This is a genomic window from Actinomycetospora flava (assembly GCF_037400335.1).
GTDB classification, from domain to species: domain Bacteria; phylum Actinomycetota; class Actinomycetes; order Mycobacteriales; family Pseudonocardiaceae; genus Actinomycetospora; species Actinomycetospora flava.
Window position 1 is genome coordinate 96,740 of the sequence record NZ_JBBEGM010000010.1, and the last position, 17,616, is coordinate 114,355.

Annotated in this window: 20 protein-coding genes, 1 tRNA gene and 1 pseudogene; 9 read left to right on the forward strand and 13 right to left on the reverse strand. The window is 73.6% G+C overall.

Features of this window, described 5'->3' with window-relative positions; translation table 11 throughout:
• Positions 1–95 precede the first annotated feature (95 nt).
• Positions 96–473: an OsmC family protein gene (locus tag WCD58_RS22440; RefSeq protein WP_337705303.1), complete on the forward strand. Its 378-nt coding sequence runs from the start codon at positions 96–98 to the stop codon at positions 471–473.
• Here WCD58_RS22440 and larC read toward each other — a convergent pair.
• The 4 genes from larC to WCD58_RS22460 are packed head-to-tail and all read right to left on the reverse strand — an operon-like array spanning position 460 to position 3,649.
• Positions 460–1,644, reverse strand: coding sequence for a nickel pincer cofactor biosynthesis protein LarC (gene larC / locus WCD58_RS22445; protein ID WP_337705304.1), 1,185 nt, complete (start codon positions 1,642–1,644; stop codon positions 460–462). The genes WCD58_RS22440 and larC overlap by 14 nt on opposite strands.
• The gene (gene larB / locus WCD58_RS22450; RefSeq protein ID WP_337705305.1) at positions 1,637–2,305 is read right to left on the reverse strand and encodes a nickel pincer cofactor biosynthesis protein LarB; all 669 of its coding nucleotides are present in this window, start codon (positions 2,303–2,305) and stop codon (positions 1,637–1,639) included. The genes larC and larB overlap by 8 nt, the downstream gene beginning before the upstream one ends.
• On the reverse strand, positions 2,302–3,105 hold the full coding sequence (gene larE / locus WCD58_RS22455; RefSeq protein WP_337705306.1) for an ATP-dependent sacrificial sulfur transferase LarE: 804 nt from the start codon (positions 3,103–3,105) through the stop codon (positions 2,302–2,304). The genes larB and larE overlap by 4 nt, the downstream gene beginning before the upstream one ends.
• Before the next feature lie 22 nt (positions 3,106–3,127).
• A complete protein-coding gene (locus tag WCD58_RS22460; RefSeq protein ID WP_337705307.1) occupies positions 3,128–3,649 on the reverse strand; it encodes a hypothetical protein in 522 nt (173 codons plus the stop codon).
• Between the two features lie 106 nt (positions 3,650–3,755).
• On the opposite strand from WCD58_RS22460, the gene WCD58_RS22465 reads away from it, so the two are divergent.
• Positions 3,756–4,526 carry a bestrophin-like domain gene (locus WCD58_RS22465; RefSeq protein ID WP_337705308.1) on the forward strand — a complete coding sequence of 257 codons (771 nt, stop codon included), beginning with the start codon at positions 3,756–3,758 and terminating at the stop codon, positions 4,524–4,526.
• Between the two features lie 4 nt (positions 4,527–4,530).
• Here the strand turns inward: WCD58_RS22465 and WCD58_RS22470 are convergent, their stop codons facing one another.
• Entirely contained in the window at positions 4,531–6,090 is a 1,560-nt protein-coding gene (locus WCD58_RS22470) for a thiamine pyrophosphate-binding protein (protein WP_337705309.1), read from the reverse strand.
• A 99-nt stretch (positions 6,091–6,189) separates the two neighbouring features.
• Between WCD58_RS22470 and WCD58_RS22475 the strand changes: the two genes are divergently transcribed.
• Together WCD58_RS22475 and WCD58_RS22480 are read left to right on the forward strand one after the other, a co-directional pair.
• Positions 6,190–6,717, forward strand: coding sequence for a pyridoxamine 5'-phosphate oxidase family protein (locus tag WCD58_RS22475; protein WP_337705310.1), 528 nt, complete (start codon positions 6,190–6,192; stop codon positions 6,715–6,717).
• Positions 6,718–6,724: 7 nt separating this feature from the next.
• The gene (locus WCD58_RS22480) at positions 6,725–7,903 is read left to right on the forward strand and encodes an FAD binding domain-containing protein (RefSeq protein WP_337705311.1); all 1,179 of its coding nucleotides are present in this window, start codon (positions 6,725–6,727) and stop codon (positions 7,901–7,903) included.
• 63 nt (positions 7,904–7,966) lie between these two features.
• Here WCD58_RS22480 and WCD58_RS22485 read toward each other — a convergent pair.
• A pseudogene (locus WCD58_RS22485) lies at positions 7,967–8,641 on the reverse strand (SIR2 family NAD-dependent protein deacylase); the annotation flags it as partial.
• Positions 8,642–8,741: 100 nt separating this feature from the next.
• On the opposite strand from WCD58_RS22485, the gene WCD58_RS22490 reads away from it, so the two are divergent.
• Positions 8,742–9,224 carry a hypothetical protein gene (locus WCD58_RS22490; protein WP_337705312.1) on the forward strand — a complete coding sequence of 161 codons (483 nt, stop codon included), beginning with the start codon at positions 8,742–8,744 and terminating at the stop codon, positions 9,222–9,224.
• Here WCD58_RS22490 and WCD58_RS22495 read toward each other — a convergent pair.
• Positions 9,221–9,655, reverse strand: coding sequence for a DUF6194 family protein (locus WCD58_RS22495; protein ID WP_337705313.1), 435 nt, complete (start codon positions 9,653–9,655; stop codon positions 9,221–9,223). The two genes, WCD58_RS22490 and WCD58_RS22495, sit on opposite strands and share 4 nt — an antisense overlap.
• Positions 9,656–9,950: 295 nt before the next feature.
• On the opposite strand from WCD58_RS22495, the gene WCD58_RS22500 reads away from it, so the two are divergent.
• From WCD58_RS22500 to WCD58_RS22510, 3 genes are all read left to right on the forward strand, one after another.
• A tRNA-Arg gene (locus WCD58_RS22500) sits at positions 9,951–10,023 on the forward strand.
• Positions 10,024–10,334: 311 nt separating this feature from the next.
• Positions 10,335–11,168, forward strand: coding sequence for a hypothetical protein (locus WCD58_RS22505; protein WP_337705314.1), 834 nt, complete (start codon positions 10,335–10,337; stop codon positions 11,166–11,168).
• Positions 11,165–12,151 (forward strand): hypothetical protein, encoded by a 987-nt coding sequence (locus WCD58_RS22510; protein ID WP_337705315.1) that lies wholly within the window; start codon positions 11,165–11,167, stop codon positions 12,149–12,151. The genes WCD58_RS22505 and WCD58_RS22510 overlap by 4 nt, the downstream gene beginning before the upstream one ends.
• Positions 12,152–12,919: 768 nt before the next feature.
• On the opposite strand, the gene WCD58_RS22515 is transcribed toward WCD58_RS22510, so the two are convergent.
• The 6 genes from WCD58_RS22515 to WCD58_RS22540 all read right to left on the reverse strand — a co-directional run bounded on the left by WCD58_RS22515 (position 12,920) and on the right by WCD58_RS22540 (position 16,508).
• On the reverse strand, positions 12,920–13,414 hold the full coding sequence (locus tag WCD58_RS22515; protein WP_337705316.1) for a hypothetical protein: 495 nt from the start codon (positions 13,412–13,414) through the stop codon (positions 12,920–12,922).
• A 352-nt stretch (positions 13,415–13,766) separates the two neighbouring features.
• Positions 13,767–14,444 carry a hypothetical protein gene (locus tag WCD58_RS22520; RefSeq protein ID WP_337705317.1) on the reverse strand — a complete coding sequence of 226 codons (678 nt, stop codon included), beginning with the start codon at positions 14,442–14,444 and terminating at the stop codon, positions 13,767–13,769.
• 126 nt (positions 14,445–14,570) lie between these two features.
• Positions 14,571–14,993 (reverse strand): Kelch repeat-containing protein, encoded by a 423-nt coding sequence (locus WCD58_RS22525; RefSeq protein WP_337705318.1) that lies wholly within the window; start codon positions 14,991–14,993, stop codon positions 14,571–14,573.
• Positions 14,906–15,154 (reverse strand): hypothetical protein, encoded by a 249-nt coding sequence (locus WCD58_RS22530; RefSeq protein WP_337705319.1) that lies wholly within the window; start codon positions 15,152–15,154, stop codon positions 14,906–14,908. Before WCD58_RS22530 ends, WCD58_RS22525 begins: the two co-directional genes overlap by 88 nt.
• 584 nt (positions 15,155–15,738) lie before the next feature.
• Positions 15,739–16,296, reverse strand: a complete 558-nt coding sequence (locus WCD58_RS22535; RefSeq protein ID WP_337705320.1) for a trypsin-like serine protease — start codon at positions 16,294–16,296, stop codon at positions 15,739–15,741.
• Entirely contained in the window at positions 16,293–16,508 is a 216-nt protein-coding gene (locus tag WCD58_RS22540) for a hypothetical protein (protein WP_337705321.1), read from the reverse strand. The genes WCD58_RS22535 and WCD58_RS22540 overlap by 4 nt, the downstream gene beginning before the upstream one ends.
• Before the next feature lie 87 nt (positions 16,509–16,595).
• On the opposite strand from WCD58_RS22540, the gene WCD58_RS22545 reads away from it, so the two are divergent.
• Positions 16,596–17,486, forward strand: a complete 891-nt coding sequence (locus WCD58_RS22545; protein WP_337705322.1) for a CHAD domain-containing protein — start codon at positions 16,596–16,598, stop codon at positions 17,484–17,486.
• Positions 17,487–17,616 lie beyond the last annotated feature (130 nt).

Below are 17,616 nucleotides of genomic sequence, written 5' to 3' on the forward strand. Positions count from 1 at the left end.
CTCCCCGGTGAGGAAGCGGCTGTGACCCGAGCCACTGTGCTCCCCGGTGTTGCACCGGTGTTGCACGCCGGTGCGACGCCGTGAAACAGCGGTCCGTGGGCGCCGTCTGGGAGGGCGGCATGCGCTGCACGGTCGACGCCGGCGGGTTCCCCCTCGTCGTCGACGAGCCGCCCTCGGCGGGCGGCACCGGGCAGGGCCCGCAGCCGACCGAGCTGCTCCTCGGCGCGATCGCGTCCTGCTTCACCCTGGCCGTCGCGCACAGCGCCCGCAAACGCGACGTCGCGCTGCGCGGGCTCGCGGTCGACGCGACCGGCACCTACGACGGCCCGCGCTTCACCGCGATCGAGATCGCCGTGCGCGCCGACGCCCCGGGCGGCGAGGAGCTCGCGCGGCTGGTCGCCGTCGCCGAGCGGGTCTGCTACGTCACCAACACCCTGCGCGGCGACCCGACGATCACGGTCACGACGACCTGAGCGCCGCCAGCGCGAGCGCGGCGACCTCGGCCGCCGGGACGCCCAGCGCGCGGGCGACGGCCTCGACGTCGGCGATCTCGGGCTTGGCCCGCTCGGTGCCGTCGCCGAGCCGGGCGATCTTGACGCTGACCTCCCGCCCGCGGATGTCCACGGTCACCGCGCGCCGGGGCAGCGTCTCGCGCTGTGCGGACGACCAGCGCAGCCCGATCGTCGTGGTGTGGCGGAAGACGGCGTCGGCGACGGCCGGGCGCGCCGCCTCGTCGCACACCGCCGACAGCACGTGACCGGGCCGTCCGTGGCGGGCGACGATCGGGCTCGTCCAGCAGTCCCACGCGCCCGCGGCCCGCACGGCCTCGAGCACCGACGGCCAGAGCTGCGGGTCGAGGTCGTCGACGGTCGCCTCGAGGACGATCACCTCCCCGGTCCGCACCGCGTCCGCCGCCCGCGCGGTGCCGCGCACGAGCCGGGTGATGTTGGGCCGGTCCGGGGTGTCCCGCGCTCCCCCGCCGACGCCGACCGCCCGCACCGTCATCGCCGGGAAGGGCCCGGGCCGGGCGAGCGCGGCGAGCAGCGCGGCCCCGGTCGGCGTGGTCCGCTCGCCGGTGAGGTCGCCGGCCAGCTCGAGACCGGCCCGCGCGGCGATCTCCACCACCGCGGGCACCGGCACCGGCAGCCGCCCGTGCGCGGCGCGGACGGTCCCGCTCCCGGCCGCGAGCGGCGAGCAGACGACGTCGGCGTCCAGCAGCCCGAGGTCGTCCGCCGCGGCCACCGCGCCGACGACGTCGGCGAGCGCGTCGTGGGCGCCGACCTCGTGCAGGGTCACCTCCGCCGTCGCCGTCCCGTGCACCGCGGCCTCCGCCTCGGCGAGCAGGGTGAACGTCTCGCGCGCCGCCGCGCGGGCCGGGGCCGACAGCTCCGCACCGTCCACGAGCGCGAGGATCTCGGCCAGGTGCCGGTGCGCGTGGTCGCTCTTCGGGACGACGACGTGCGCCCGCCGGCACCGCAGCCCGCCGCGCCGGCCGGTGTCCGTGTGCACGGCGAGCCCGGGCACGCCGAGCGACGCGACCGCCGCGCGCACCCGCTCCTCGGCGGCCCCCGCGTCGATCAGGGCGGCGAGCAGCATGTCGCCGGCGACGCCCGCGGTGGCGTCCACCCAGGCGGCGTCACCCACCCGCGGCCTGCCTCTCGATCCGCGCCGCCGCGACCGCCGCGCCGAACCCGTTGTCGACGTTGACCACGACCAGCCCCGGGCTGCAGGTGGCCAGCATGCTCGCGGCGGCCGCGAGACCGCCGGCCGCGACGCCGTAGCCCACGCTCGTCGGCACCCCGATCACCGGCGCCGCGACCAGCCCGGACGCGACGCTGGGCAGCGCGCCGTCCATGCCCGCGACGACGACCACGACGTGCGCGTCGCGGAGCCGGTCAAGGCGCCCGAGCAGCCGGTGCAGGCCGGCGACGCCGACGTCGGGGATCAGCTCGGCGGCGACCCCGAGCACCGCGAGCGTCGTCGCGCACTCGCGGGCGACGGGGAGGTCGGCGGTGCCCGCGGTGAGCACGACGGTGCGCCCGGCGGGCGTGGGCGGGTCACCGACGACGACGGTGCGCCCGAGCGGGTCGGCGGTCACCGGCTCGCCGGGGAAGGCGTCGGGCGCCGCGGCGAGCACGGCGTCGGGGCACCGGGTGGCCAGCGCGGGCCCGGTCGGGTCGCCCCGGCGCAGCGCCGCGACCAGGGCGAGGGTCTGCTCGGGCGTCTTGCCCTCCCCCAGCACGACCTCGGGGACACCGGTGCGGCGCCGGCGGTCGTGGTCGAGATCGGCGAACTCCCCGGTCACCGGGGCACCGGTGTCAGCACCAGGTTCAGCGACCCCGACCGGAACGGCCGGTCCTCGACGATCACCTCGTCGTACCCGGCGGCGAGCACCGCCGCCCGCACCTGCTCCCGCCCGCGCGCGTAGAGCCCCGCGAGCTCGTCGGCCCCGAGCTCGACGCGCGCGAGGGTCCCGAAGTGGCGCACCCGCAGGACCCCGAGCCCCAGCGCCTTGAGCGCCGACTCGGCCCGGTCGACACGGGCCAGCACGTCGACGTCGACCTCCGTGCCGTACGGCAGGCGCGAGGCGAGGCACGGCGACGCGGGCTTCTCGGCGCTGGGCACGCCGAGACGCCGCGCGATGGCCCGCACCGCCTCCTTGCCCAGACCGGCCTCGAGCAGCGGGTGGCGCACGCCGTGCTCGGCGGCGGCGCGCAGGCCGGGGCGCCAGTCACCGAGGTCGTCGGCGTTGGCCCCGGACACGACGACGGCGTCACCGCGCGCGAGCCCGTCCAGGCGGTCGTACAGCTCGCTCTTGCAGTGGTAGCAGCGGTCCCGGTCGTTGCGGCGGTACCCGGGGCGCGCGAGCTCGGCGGTGTCGACGACGTCGTGCGCGATCCCCAGCGTGCGCGCGACGTGCCGCGCGCCGTCGAGCTCGCCCAAGGCCAGCGCCGGCGACACCGCCGTGACCGCCCGCGCCCGGGCGCCCAGCTGCTCGACCGCGACGGCGGCCACGACCGACGAGTCGACGCCGCCCGAGAAGGCGACGACGACCGACCCCAGCGCGCGGATCCGCCGGCGCAGGTCCTCGAGCGGCTCGATCACGCGACCAGTCTCGCGCGGCGGGTCAGTCCTGCAAGGCCCGCTGCTTCTTGACGACCTTGGCCTCGGCGACGGCGGCGCGCTTCTCGGCCTTCCGCACGGCCTTCTCGGCCTTGCGCTCGGCCTTCTTCTCCGCGCGCCGCTGCCCGTTGCCGAGCACCAGCGCGGTGCCGATGCCCAGCATCCAGATGTCCTTGGCGATGGGCGTGCCCTGCTGGGTGGGCCGCAGGTTCCCGTCGTGCATCCCGGGCGTGCGCAGGTAGAGCCCGAGCAGGCCCGCGGAGAAGGCGGTCAGCGCGGCGCCCGCGACGCGGCCGGAGACGAACGGCGCGAGCAGGATGCTGCCCACGGCGATCTCCCCGGCGGCGAGGCCCTTGAGGAACGTGGGCGGGTCGACGTCCTTGAGGAAGGGGTAGGTGCCCGCCGCGAAGCCGTGGATCCCGGCCGCGGTCTCCTCGTCGCCGGACCACTTCTGGAGGCCGGAGTTGAGGATGAACGCGCCGGTGGCGAGACGCTGCGGCACCTGGGCGAGGTCGACAGTGGTCATGGGTCCGATCGTGCGCCTGTGACCGGCGGCGCGCACACCGTGGACGATCGTTTCACCCGGGTCCGGCCCGCTAGGATCCGCGCGTGTCCGATCGACCGGGCCCCCGATGACCATGCTGCCGATCTGGCTGCTCTTCGTGCTGCTCGTGATCGTGGGGCCGGTGCTCGTCACCGGGCTCCAGGTGCTGGTGCGCCGCCGGTGGCCGCACCTCGCCGAGGGCGAGCACAACGACGTCGCCGGCTACCTCATCGCGATCGTCGGCGTCATCTACGCCGTGCTCCTGGCGTTCGTCGTGGTCGTGTCGTGGCAGCAGTTCAGCCAGGCCTCCGAGATCGTCGGGCAGGAGGCGAGCGCGTTGCGCGGGCTCTACCGCGAGAGCGTCGCGTTCCCGCCCGAGGTCCGCGAGCAGGTCCAGGCCGACGTGCGCGACTACGCCGTGGCGGTGCTGACCTACGAGTGGCCCGCGATGGGGCGCGGCGAGGCCGGCCACCAGGCGGTGGCCGTGGTGCTCGACCGCACCGCCGAGCACCTCGCCGCCCTGCCCGCCGACACGCCGGTCCGCGAGCAGTACATCGCGGTCGAGGCCGACCGGTTCGCCGAGCTCGTGTCGTTCCGCTCCCAGCGCCTCGACTTCGTCGGGCAGGGCCTGCCCGGCGTCCTCTGGGTGGCGCTCGTGCTCGGGGCGGTCGTCACCATCGCCTTCGGCATGATCTTCGGCCTGCGCAGCACCGCCCTGCACCTGTTCATGACGGGCAGCCTAGCGGCGACCATCGGCGTGCTGCTCTTCGTCGCCATCGCGATCGACCAGCCGTTCCTCGGCGACGTCTCCGTGCAGCCGATCCCGATCCAGCGCGTGCTGAACGACTTCGGGCGCTGACCGGTCACCCCCGCGTCGCCGTGAGGACCGCGGCGTAGCAGGCGGGGTCGATCCGGGCGTCGACGAGACGCGGACCGCGCCCCGCCCGGGACAGGGCGGCGTCCAGCTCGGCGCGCGAGGTGACGGTGTCGGCCGGCATCCCCATCGCGCGGGCCACCGCCGCGAAGTCGATCGCGCCGTAGCGCACCGCGCCCGCCGCGCCCTGGCCCGCGGTCTGCTTGATCTCGATGAGGCTCAGCGCGGCGTCGTCGAACACGACCACGGTGACGTCCAGGTCCCGCCGCACCACGGTCTCGAGCTCGGCGAGGGTCATGCCGAGCCCGCCGTCGCCGACGAAGCACACCACCGGCTCGCCCGGCCGGGCCAGCGCGGCCCCGATGGCCGCCGGCAGCGCGAACCCCATGGTCGCGAGCCCGTTCGAGATCAGCACGCGACGCGGTGCGGACGCGGGCCACAGCGGCATCGCCACGAGCATGTGCGCGCCGGCGTCGACGGTCAGCGTCGTCGCCGGGGTCGCCCGCTGCGCGACGGCGCGGACGACGTCGTGGGGCGCGAAGCCCGGCCCCGCCGGCTCGAGGGCGGCGAGGGTGCGGCGGCGGGGCTCCGCGGCCGCCCCGGGCTCCCAGCCGTGGTCGAGGACCTGGAGCACGGCGGGCAGGGTCCGTGCGAGCGGCCCGACGACGATCTTCGGGTCCCCGAACCAGCGCCCGTCGACGGGCTGGGGGTGCAGCATCACCACGGGCGCGTCGTGGGCCCACGCGGACGGGATCGGTTCGACGGGGTCGACGCCGACGGCGAGCACGAGGTCGGCGGTCTCCAGCAGCGGCGCCTCGAGGACACCGCCGGTGAACAGCCCGGCGCTCGCGTCGTCGGGGACCGCGCCCTTGGCCTGGTAGGTGCACAGCACGGGCACGCCGGCCTCGGCGAGCGTTCGCAGACCCGGCGCGTCGACGCCGGCGAGCCCGACGAGCACCACGGGGCGCCGGGCCCGGGCGGCCACCGCGCGGGCCCGGGCCAGGGCGCCGTCGTCGAGGCCCGGGTCGGGGCCGGGCTCGGGCGGCGGCCCGCCGTCGGCGGTCGGGTCGAGCTGGAGGTGCACGCCGCCCGCCGGTCCCCGGCGCGCGAGCGCGATCGCGCCCTCCGCCACGGCGCCGGGCTCGCGCGTCCCGAGCGTGCCCGACCACTTCGCGAGCGGCCGGGTGGCCGCCTCCTGGTCGAGGCGCTGGTGGGCGACCCGCGCCGCCGCCCGCTGCGGGACGGCGTCGCTGACCAGCACCAGCGGCGACCGGTCGAGGGTGGCCTGCGCGAGTCCCGTCGCGGCGGCCGTGACCCCGGGACCGCGGGTGACGACGGCCGCGCCCGCCGTGCCGGTGAGCAGGCCGTGCGCACCGGCCATGATCGCGGCCGCGGTCTCGTCGTGGGCGAGGACGAACCGCAGGCCCTCCTCCTCGGCCGCCCCGACGACGTCGAGGTTCGCGCCACCCCCCGGCACGCCGAAGAGCACCGACGTCCCCGCCGCCCGCCACGCCCGCGCGAGATCGACAGCCAGTGATCGTGCCGTCACGGGACTCCTGACCAGGCTCGGCGGATCGTTGTGTACCCGATCACAGGAACCTACGCTCGGCCTCCAGATCACGCCCACACCGCCGCGGGAGGACCTGGAGTGAGCATCAAGGTCGCCAACATCAAGGACGTCTCGCAGGGCGTGCAGCCCGGGCAGTTCACCGTCGGCGACCGGCACGACGTCGGCCACCTCGGCGAGCTGGACCCGACCTACCGCCAGCTCCTCGACCGTCCGGTCACCGCCACCGTGGCCGTGCTCGGCAGCGACGGGCTGCCCAACCTGACGCCGGTGTGGTTCGACTACGAGGGCGAGCTCGTGCTCCTCAACCTCGCCCACCACCGCAAGAAGGTCGACTGGCTGCGCGCCACCCCGCACGCGACGTTCCTGCTGATGAACCCCGACGACCCGTACCACTGGCTCTCCATCAAGACGACCGTGCGCCGCGAGATCGCCGAGGACGACCCCACCGAGGGCAAGCGGGTCACCGACCAGCTCAACAAGATCTGGCTCAAGTACACGGGCGACGACGGCGAGTACGGGCTGCGGGACGCCTCGGTGAACGAGAGCCGGATCCTCTTCGAGCTCACCGTGGACAAGATCGCGACGTTCGGCGTCCCGCCCCGGTGACCCTGCCGTGACACTGCGCGTCGCCGTCGTCGGCGGCTCGATCGGCGGCCTGACCGCCGCCCTGCGGCTCCGCGACCTCGGCGCCGACGTGCACGTCCACGAGCGCTCCCGCTCCGAGCTCGACGCCCGTGGCGCGGGGATCGCGGTGCTCGACGCCACCGTGCGCTACTTCCGCGAGCGCGGCGGCGTCGACCCGGACGGGTTCTGCTCCCGCACGTCGGCGATCCGCTACCTCTGGCCGGACGGCTCGTGCCGCCACCGGATCGACCACGGCTACCGCTTCTCGTCGTGGAACGCGATCTACCGCGAGCTGCTGGCGCTCCTCGACGCCGACCGGTACCACCTCGGCCGCGAGATGACCGCGTTCGCCGGCGACGACGCCGGCGTGCGCGTGACCTTCGCCGACGGCGACACCGAGGACGTCGACCTGCTCGTCGCCGCCGACGGCATCAACTCGCTCACCCGCGACCGGCTCTTCCCCGACGCGACCTCGCGCTACGCCGGGTACGTCGCCTACCGCGGCACCGTGCCCGAGCAGGAGCTCACCGCCGCGACGTTCGCCGAGCTCCGCGACGCGATCACCTACCAGGTGATCACCGGCAGCCACGTCCTCGCCTACCCGATCCCCGGGCCCGGCGGCACGACCGCGCCGGGGCAGCGGCTGGCCAACTTCGTCTGGTACCGCAACGTGGCCGACGGCGAGCCGCTGGACCGGCTGCTGGCCGGCCGCGACGGGCAGGAGCGCCGGGTGTCGGTCCCGCCGGGGATGCTCGCCGACGCGGCGGTCGACGAGTTCCGGGAGGTCGCGCGTCGTGAGCTCGCGCCGCCGATCGCCGAGGTCGTCACGGGCGCCCGGGAGCCCTTCGTGCAGGCCGTCTACGACATCGAGGTGCCCGCGATGACCTCCGGGCGGGTCGCGGTGCTCGGCGACGCCGCGTTCGCGGTCCGCCCGCACGCCGCGGCGGGCACGGCCAAGGCCGCCGACGACGCGTGGGCGCTGGCGGACGCGCTGCAGGAGCACGAGGACGTCGGCGCGGCCCTCGCGGCGTGGGAGGACCGGCAGCTCGCGATCGGGCGGCGTCTCCTGGAGCGCTGTCGCGACATCGGGCGCCGCTCGCAGGTCGACGACTCCTGGGACCCCGCGGACCCGACCCTGATCTTCGGGCTGCACGGGCCCGGGCGCTGACCTACCGGTCGAGGTCCGCGACGAGGCGCGGGAGGATCTCGCCCACGCCGCCGGGTGCACCCCGAGCGAGGTGCCGACGGCGAGCAGGACGTCGGCGTCGACCGCCGCCTGCTGGGCGCGCCGGATGACGCCGGCGTCGAGGTTCTGGCCGAACGAGATCGTCGCCGACTTGAGGATGCCGCCGCAGTGCGGGCACGGCGGGTCGTCCTCGCCGGCGGCGACGCGGTCGAGCGCGTCGGACATCGGGGCGCGGACCCCGCAGCTCAGGCACTGGACGTGGTGCATCGTGCCGTGCAGCTCGACGACGACGTCGGGCGACGAGCCGGCCGCCTGGTGCAGCTCGTCGATATTCTGGGTGAGCAGGGCGACGAGACGTCCCGAGCGCTCGAGGTCGACGAGCGCCCTGTGCGCCGCCCCGGGCCGGGCGTCCCAGATCGGGTGCACCGCCCGCTGGCGCCAGGCCTCGCGGCGCACCTCCGGGTCCTCGACGTAGGCCTGGATCGACGACAGCCGCTCGGCGGCCGGGTTCCGGGTCCACACGCCCTGCGGGCCACGGAAGTCCGGAATGCCCGAATCGGTGGAGACGCCTGCTCCGGTCAGCACGGTCACGCGCGCCGCGCGGGCCAGGAGATCGGCCGCCCTGGCCAGATCGTCTTCCTGAGCGTGGCTCATGCCTCTCCTGTCCCCCGTCCGGAGGTCGGCTGTAACACGGACTTCATTCACCCCGAACTCACCCATGCGACGTCGCGAGCACCTCCGGGTGACGGACCCCCGGCTCCGGCGCGCAGGGGAGGGTGTCGTGGGGACCCACCGTCAGTCGTCGGCCCGAGTCATCGGTGTGCACAGCCTGCCGACCGCGGTCATCTCGCTCATCAAGGAGCAGGCCGCAGTGCGCGGGCTCTACCGCGACCCGCTGCCCGAGGTGACGCACGCCGTGCGCACCGAGGTCGTCACGGGCACCACCGGCTGGTTCGGCCGGGGCCGTGAGCGCCGCCGGGCCACCGAACTGCTGCTCACGCCGGACGTGCTCGTCGTGACCGACCGCGACCCGGACGCGCCCGACGCCGACGCGCAGGTCACGTTCTACCGGCTCGCACAGCTCGACGTCGCCCGCATCGACGGTGCCGAGCCGGGCCTCGAGCTGGTCGGCACGCCGGTCGGCGCCACCGAGCGCGGCGCGCGCGTGGTGGAGACCGACGGCGGCCCCGAGGTCGACCGCTTCCACCGCGCGCTGCTCGCGGCGTCCGAGGACTCGCGGCGCATCGACGTGCCCTCCTCGCGCATGCCGGCCGAGTCCGAGGGCGTCCGCGAGCTGTTCTAGGAGCGCTGTGTCCGCGGCCGGCGCGCTCCCTCCCGCGCCACCGCGTGGGCGTGCGCCTCGTCGATGAGTTCCTGCACCTGCGGCCACGTCTGATCCGGGGTGAGGACGCAGACGAAGCCGTACGCGCCGTAGACGGGGTGCGGCATCAGCACGTCGAGCGCGGTGAGGTCGTGCTCGGTGGGATCGGTGCGACCCCCGACGACCTCGGCCGCACGCTCCCGCAGCAGCCCGAGGTTCAGGCGGAAGACGCCGGGCCGCCCGAGGTCCGAGGCCGTGTCGTGCGCGTCCGACGTGACCACCGTGGCCCAGCCGTTGCGCGGGCGTTGCTCGTAGGTGCCGTCCGGATCGCAGATCGCGTAGACGTCGCCGTCCGCCTCGATGATCAGGGTGTCGGGGAAGCGGAGCGCAGCCGTGACGGTCTCGAGGTCCATGCCCGCAGACGAGCACGTCTCCATGATCGCTCGTCCGTGTCGAGTGACCCACATCACAGACATGGATACGCGGTGACGACCCCGCCGTCGCTGGTGGCTCAACGGCCGGCGGAGCCGCCCCGACCGCCGGCCGTCGGCCAGCGGTGCCCAACCGGTTCCCGATGGGAGGTCGGCACGAAACGGTTCGGGGGGCCCGCCGGAACGGTTCAGCCGGTCGGGCGGCCGGCGGCGCGCCCGCGCTGGACGCTCAGGCACGACGATCGCCGGGCCACCCCTGCCGCTACCCTTCTCCCGGGCCCCCGTAGCTCAGGGGATAGAGCACGGCTCTCCTAAAGCCGGTGTCGCAGGTTCGAATCCTGCCGGGGGCGCCCTCCGTGGCCTGCGTCATCGCCCTTCGACCCCGGAGGCACAGGGCCTCCTGGGAATCAAGCGCGCCTACTCCGCACAGTTGGTCGCAGTCATGACCCAAAGAGTGCCGCACACCGGCAGGCCACGAGACCCGTTCCCGCAGCCTGTAGGTCGTCCGGTACTTCCGCATCCACGGGTCTCGCACCTCGACTCCGTCGGGTCGCCGATCCGCGCGGCGCTCGGAGCGGCGCTCCACCTCGGTTGTCCTGTCCTGGATCGGATCTGTGTATTCGCCTACAGCGACCGTGCCCGGTGAGCCACGATCTACGACGTGAGCACGAAGCCCGAGCTCGGCGAGCTGCGTGAGGCCGTCCACGCAGAGCTGGACTGGCTCGAAGGCCAGCACGACGCCGGGTTCCTGGGCTACGCGCCGCTGGGATGGCCGGCCGAGACGTGGGTGCTGCATGGCATGTGGGAGGACCCGACGGCCGCCGCGCCCGGCGTCGTGCCACGCAGCGTCGAGCAGCGCTGGCGCGACGAGCACCCGGGCCAGGACGCGATCGGGATCCTGGTCTACGAGTCGACACCGTTCCACGACCCGCCGCCGACGGGTTGGCGGCGGTTGCGCTGGCGCGAGCTCGCCGCGCGTCTCGGCTCGCCGCTGGACGGCGGCGAGATCGAGGGGTATCCGGTGCCGCCGTCGTCGGGGTGGTTCCCGATCCGCAGCTGGCCCGAGTCGATCCAGACCCCGCCCGAGGGCAGTCTCGACCCGCTCAGCGCCGAGCGGCTGCTGGCCGTGCTGGCCGAGCACAGCGCCGGCGGGTTCGAGACACCGTGCTTCTGCTTCTACAACACGCTCGACAGCCCGATCCCGATGACACCGGTCGTACTCGCCGGACCGCTGCGGGCGGTCTTCGACGCCGCCCGGCTCAACCGCGGCGGGCTCACACCCGACAACATCTGGCCCGCCGACCGCTCCTGGCTGCTGTGGACCGACTACGACCTCTGGGGCACCCGAGTGATCGGGGCGCCCGATCTCGTCGCCGCCATCGAGGCAGACCCCGACCTGGAAACCATCGGCTTCACCTACCACCCCCGACCACCACGTGACATGACACCCGAGGTGCCCGACCAGTCCATCGCGACGAGGGATGACGGCCGATGAGATGCCAGGACGGACAGGGCTGGGCCCAGCTCAGCGTCGCCACCGACCCGCACACCGGCCGGGTCGAATCGGAATGGAGCGACCCGCGACATCCCGAACAGCAACTCGCGCTGCACGCGCTGTTCGACCAACGACGGACCTCGAATGGTGTCCACCACGAAGACGCGAGGCACACCCCCGTCCGAGCGGTCTCCGCGCTGCTGTGGAGCCGCGGCTTCGAACCCGCCGAACTGGTGATCACCGAGATCACCGTCGACACCTACCGCGTCGAGGCCGATGGAACGCTCACCGCGCTTCCGATGTGCGGCGCGTGCCGCGCCCTGTTGCCCGAGGTCACCCCAAGCGACACCAGACCCGCACCCGAGATCGACCTCGACCACGCCCGCGCCGTGATCACCGCGCTCGATACACCGATGGACTGGTGGCCCCGCGTGCCGCCCGCCCGCTTCGCCCACGGCGACACCGAGGACCCCGCAACCCCACCCGAGCTGCGAGCTCTGTTCGACGCCGTCGAGACCGAGCGAGGCAGCAGCGCCATGGTCCGCACCCGACGACCACCGCAGCTGAGCACGGAGGCCGCGCTCGACGCGGTCCTGGCCAACCCACCCGCCGCGCTGTGGCCCGGAACCACCGACCGAGACGGCGGCGGCTTCCTCACCTGGCCGAAGAACACCACAGCCGCCGAGCTCGACGAGGTCGACCGCGCCACCGCTCGCGACGCCCTCGCCGAGATCATCGACGAAGACATGGCCTACACCAGCACCGAGCGGGTGGGGTCCGATCGCGCCGAGGAGCTCGCCGACGCCATCACCGCCTACGCCGGACGCGACGCCCGATGGTGGATCAACCGACCACTGCGCCGGTGGAAGCGCTCAGCTGGGCAACGGGGCTGGCAACCCCTCACCTCGGCCACCTTCGACGCCGGCGTCATCGCCGTCGACCAGCACCACGTCCTCATCGCATGGCTCATGGACGAGGACTGACCCGTCATGGACACCCGGAGCGCCATAGGTATCGCCTGTCGACGCCCGGGCGAAGTCCGTCCTCCTCGACTTCCACCGTCGCAGGACAAGTCGCTCATACAGCCTCGACCGGCCCATCCGAAGCAGATCTCTTCACTCGGTCCGGCCGCGCGATGCCGCGGCCGGCTGAGTCGCCGTCACGAAGTTGGCCTGTCCGGCATGAGTCACGAGCGCGAACCTACGACGATGCATCCGGGGGGATTCAGGATCGTGGCGCGGCGAAGCTCGACCGCGGGCCGACCTGGGGACTCCCACGACCTTTTCGAGAGCTCCCGTTGGGCCAGGGTGAGCTGCGAGAGGCCTTCGTCCGCGCTCAGGATGAATTCGGTTTCGACGCTCACTTACCCGGGACGACCGGGGCTCCGGAGACGACCCTGAAACCGTCTGGTCCGCGCTACGTGAGATCCGCGCATTCGACCTGCGCGAGATCTTCACTACTGGCGAACTCCGAGCTGACCCGCCCGTCGGGCGATGCGCAGCAGTCGTCGGCGGGGCGACAGCGACTGATCCACAAACTCACTCACCGACGCCGACCTGACTCTTGGTTCGCAACACCGTGTCTCGTGGGACGACCTGCAATGGCAAGCAGAACGTTGAGCGAGGCGTAGATGGTCCCGGCCGCCGAGCAAGTTCGCGTACGCGGGTCCGACAGCCAGGCCGACCTCGACCTGATCGTTGTCACGGTGCTGCCGGAACTGCTCGAGGTGCTAGCGTGCGACCGCCTATATCCTATCGCCGCCGCCCGACTTTCCAGAGGTGGTCCAGGCAGTAGAGTACCCCGCGAACACGGGCTTCTGAGCAATCTGCCCACACGCACTCCTCCGCCTCCGTACCGCCGCGGACCCGCAGCATCAATTCCTGACGACGAGCGAGGGAGTCGGCCTCCTCCTCCCATCGCGTCAGGTCTTCGATCTGCGCCACAACCTGATGGGTGTACTTGTCCCATCCGTCTATCGAGAAGTTGCGTTCACAGTCAGCGCAATGCACGAGTTCCTTCCAGTTCCCTGCTGCCTCTTTGACGAGCGCGTCAGCCCAGCCGCGCGGCGCCTCGTTCAGATAGAAAGTCTTCGGCAAACGAGCACACTCACACGACCGAATTGGTTGGAAGACTTTCTCCAGCGCATGAGACCTGCACATCGCAGTGCCATCGACGATCGTCACCGCACCGCAAGACGTTGTCGTCGGGTGCTCGATCAAGCAGATCGCGCAGAGGAAATCCTCCATGCTTGAATTGTTCAATCCCACGGACGGTGCCGCAATGACCCACCAGCCCTGAGCAGCTGGGCCGGACAGCCCATCGGCAACCGTATGCAAATTGTAGGAGGCCGAGCGAAATCCGTGAGCGCGGCTCGGGCGCCGTCGCACTCGGGATGAGAGGCCACCACCTCCGCCGCACCCGACGTCCCACGTCGAAGGCACGCTGAGTGCGGGTTCTGCGGCGGCCCGCGCCTGCAGAGTCCCTGGTGATAGGGACAGTATCCGTGGTTCGCCGTCCTCCCTCGGAGCCGGAGTCGCAGGTTCGAATCCTGCCGGGGGGCGTCCGTTCCACTCAGCGGAAGCGCAGGGAGCGCGCCGCTCAGTAGGTGTCGCAGTTGACGTTGACGTACTGGCCGCGGACCGTCTGCGTATCCACCACCCGGTCGCCTTCGCGGATCGTGCACGTGAGCTCCGCGCTTCCGCTGTCGACCCACCCACCGCCGGAGACCATGGCGCCCGCCCCGTCGCTGATCGTCACCGTCTGCCGCCAGGGCGAGGTCCGGTCGCGCTCGGAGTCCATCCCGCCCGTGGAGTTCGTCCAGTTCACGCTCGACAGCGAGTCCAACCCCGTGCTCGTCACCTCGAGCGTGAAGGTGCGCGGGCCGGCGACGTACGACTCCGACACGTTCGGCAGGCCCGCATCGGTGAACGCTCGGTCCAGCTCGCGGACGTACATCTCGGTGAAGACGAACGACAGCACGACCCCGAGGACGGACAGCCCGAGACCCACGGAGGCCATCACGATGCGGCTGCCGCGCCGGAGCCCGACGATCACCGCGGTGATGCCGATCCCGATGCCGACCAGCCCCGCGAGGATGCCGCCCTGGTTGAGCACGGGCAGCGGCGACAGCCCCAGCGTCACCAGCCCGAGGACGAGTGCGGCGATCGCCCACCCGTTCGCCGAGGGCGGCGGCGGCGCCTGGGGCGGCGCCGGCGGCCGGGCCCAGGCGCCGGGAGGCGGTGGCTGGTTCGGTGGGCCCTGGACTCCGAGGGTCACGGTCGGGGCGTCGAGCGCATCAGCGTGCGGCGTGTGTCGGGGCCGCTCCCCGGCGTGACGGGTCACGCCGCAGATGTCGCAATCGTCCGGTCTGCCGTTACCGCCGGACACCTCCGACTCCCACCATCACGCGAGGAGCTCGCAGCTCCCGTCGTCCGCGCCGCCGACGACGAGCACGGAGTTGTCGGGCAGGACGACCGCGGCGTGTCCCAGGCGGGGCCGGTTCATCGCGTCGAGCGGGCTCCACACGTCGGTGGTGACGTCGTAGGTGTAGCCGTCCGCCCGGACACCGGTCCCGCCCTCACCGCCGATGACGAGCACGGTGGTCGAGTCGAGCGCCGTGGTCGTGTGGAGGTCGCGACGGTCGGGCAGGGGCGCGCGTCGGGTCCATCGTCCCGTCGACGCCGAGAAGTGCTCGACGACGTCGGTGTAGGTGTCGGTCTGGTCGCTGCCGCCGACCATCAGGGCGTCCACGTCGAGCACCGCCAGGCACTGGCCGGCGGCGTCGAGGCTGACGTGGGGACGGCGAGCCGTCCGAGCGGTCGCCATGCCTCCTCGACCGGCTCGAACAGCTCCGAGGTCCGGGCGAGGTACTCGACCAGGTCTCCCGACGCGCCGACCGCCACCCCGCTGCCCGAGCAGGCCAGGACCGAACCGTCGGCGAGCGCGACCACGAAGGCGTGCGCCCGGTCGTAGTCCGGGGTGAGCATCGGTGTCACCGATCCGTCGACGAGCGCGACACGCAAGAAGCGACCCGTACCGAGCGGGTCCAGGGGTGCGCGGGCTCCGCACACCACGTCGAGGTGATCCGTCGAGGACCTCCGCCGTCCGCGGCGCCCAGGTAGGGGTCGACGATGTGCGACTGCCACGTAGTCGTGGCGGCGTCCCACGTCTCGAGCCGGACGTCACCGCCCGCGGGTCGCCGCCGACGAGGGCCGCGCCCTGGTCGGTGGCCGCCAGCTGCGGCCGCACGTGGACACCGTGCAGCGCACCGGCGCTGCTCCACTGTCCGGTGGCCTGGTCGTACACCTCGGTATCGAGCACTCCCTAACCGTCGGCGCCCAGCCCGCTGGCGACGAGGACCCGCCCGTCGTCGAGTCTCGTCGCGCCGAACGTTCCGCGCGGGGTCAGCAGCGACCCCGTGAGCGTGAAACCCGCCATCCTGCGGCCCTCCCCGGGTCGACCGTCGCCACGATCATCCGTGGGGCCGGGAGGCCCCCACACCACCGACGGAGCGAACGACGGGCTCGCGAATCCGCAGGGTGACCCCGACCTCCGGGCTCGTCGGCCGAGGTCAGTTCCTCGTGCCGGTCTGTCCGGCGATCCAATCGGCGATCACGTCCGTGCGCGCCGCGGTCCCCGGGAGGGCGTGCGGGCACGGCGGCCCGTTGGTGACGGTCGCGACGAGTCGGGGCTTCCCGTCGCGCGGGGACATGTACGGCGCGCCCGAGTCCATGGGGCAGGCGCTCGTCGTCCGCTTCGGTCCCGTCGCCGTCACGGTCAGCTCGCGCGGGGCGACCCCGGCGACCTCGAACTCGCCGCTCTGCAGCCGCTCCGGGCGGTGGGTGGGGTCCGCGGCGGCGTCGGTGGAGCCCCAACCGGCGAGGACGAGGTCCTCGCCCGGCGCGGGCGCGTCACGGGAGACCGCGAGCGGCTCGATCGAGGTGACCGCCTCGTCCAGCTCGACCAGCGCCGCGTCCGATCCGGGGGCCTGGAGGATCCGGACGGCGTGCCTCGCCACCGTCCCGGATCCGGACCGCTCGGTGCCGACGATGACCTCGATCACGTAGGGCGGCGTGCCGGAGACGCGGTTGAAGAACGGGTCGACCGAGCAGTAGCCCGCGGTGATCACCCAGCGCGGGGCGACGAGCGCGCCCGAGCAGCCGCTGGCAGGCCCGGGCCGACGACGGGCTGGAGCCGCATGCTCAGCGAGGCCGCGAAGCCGAACTCGGGCGGCGCGTCCTCACCGTCGGCGATCGCGGCGGCCGGGCCGGCCGTGACCACCGTCCACGTCACGGCGATCGCGAGGACGGCGGCCGCCGCCGCGCGGCGTCTCCTGATCATGTCCACCTCTCTTGTCGGGACGCTTCCGGCGACGACGACGTCGTCATCGTGACCTCCGCGACGGCTCGTCCGTGGTACCACGATCTCGTGGACACCGAGGTCGACGCCGGCACCGTGGTGCTCGGCATCGTGCGGGCGCGGGTGGACGCGCTGACCGCGACGATCGACCCGGTGCGCGCCGACGAGCCCGACGCGGTCCACCAGTTCCGGGTCGCCGCCCGGCGTCTGCGGACCGTGCTGGCCACGTACCGGCCGGTGCTGCGCCGCGAGGTCACCGACCCGCTGCGTGACGAGCTGCGCTGGGTCGCCGGCGAGGCCGGGGTCGCGCGCGACGCCGAGGTCGTGGAGGAGCAGCTCGCGCAGATCCTCGCGACGATCCCCGAGGTGCTCGTCCTGGGGCCCGTCGACCAGCGGGTGCACGCGGTCCTCCGGCAGCGCTACCGCCGGGCCCACCGCGACCTCCTCACCGTCCTCGATGGCGCCCGCTTCGCCGACCTGATCAGCGGGCTGCGGCGCCTGACCGACGCTCCCCCGCTCACCGACCTCGCCGGCGCGGACGCCGCCGCCGTCCTCACCCGCTGCGTCCGCCGCGACGAGCGCCGTGTGCGTCGCGCCGTGAAGGCGGTGTCGCGGGCGGGCTCCGAACAGGAGCGTGCCGAGCTGCTGCACGAGGTCCGCAAGACCGCCAAGCGCCTGCGCTACGCCGCGGAGTCGGCGGAGGGGCTGCACGGCGACGACGCCGCGCGCGTGGCCGCCGTCGCGAAGAAGGTGCAGACCCGCCTCGGCGATCACCAGGACACCGTGGTCGAACGGGAGGTCCTCCTCGAGCTCGTGCAGCTCGCCCACGACGCCGGGGAACCGGGATTCACCTACGGGCTCCTCCACGCCGAGGCCGCGCGACGCGGCGACGAGGCGACGGCCCGCGGCGAGACCGTGCTGGCCGAGCTCACCGGGAAGAAGACGTCGTCGTGGCCGTAGCCGGTCACCCCGCGATCCCGACGAGCACGTAGCCCAGCGCGCGCTCGACGCCCTCGCCGGTGGGCCGTTGGCACCATGGTGATCGACACCGACCGACGAGGAGGACCCCGCCGTGACCGACGACGTGGCG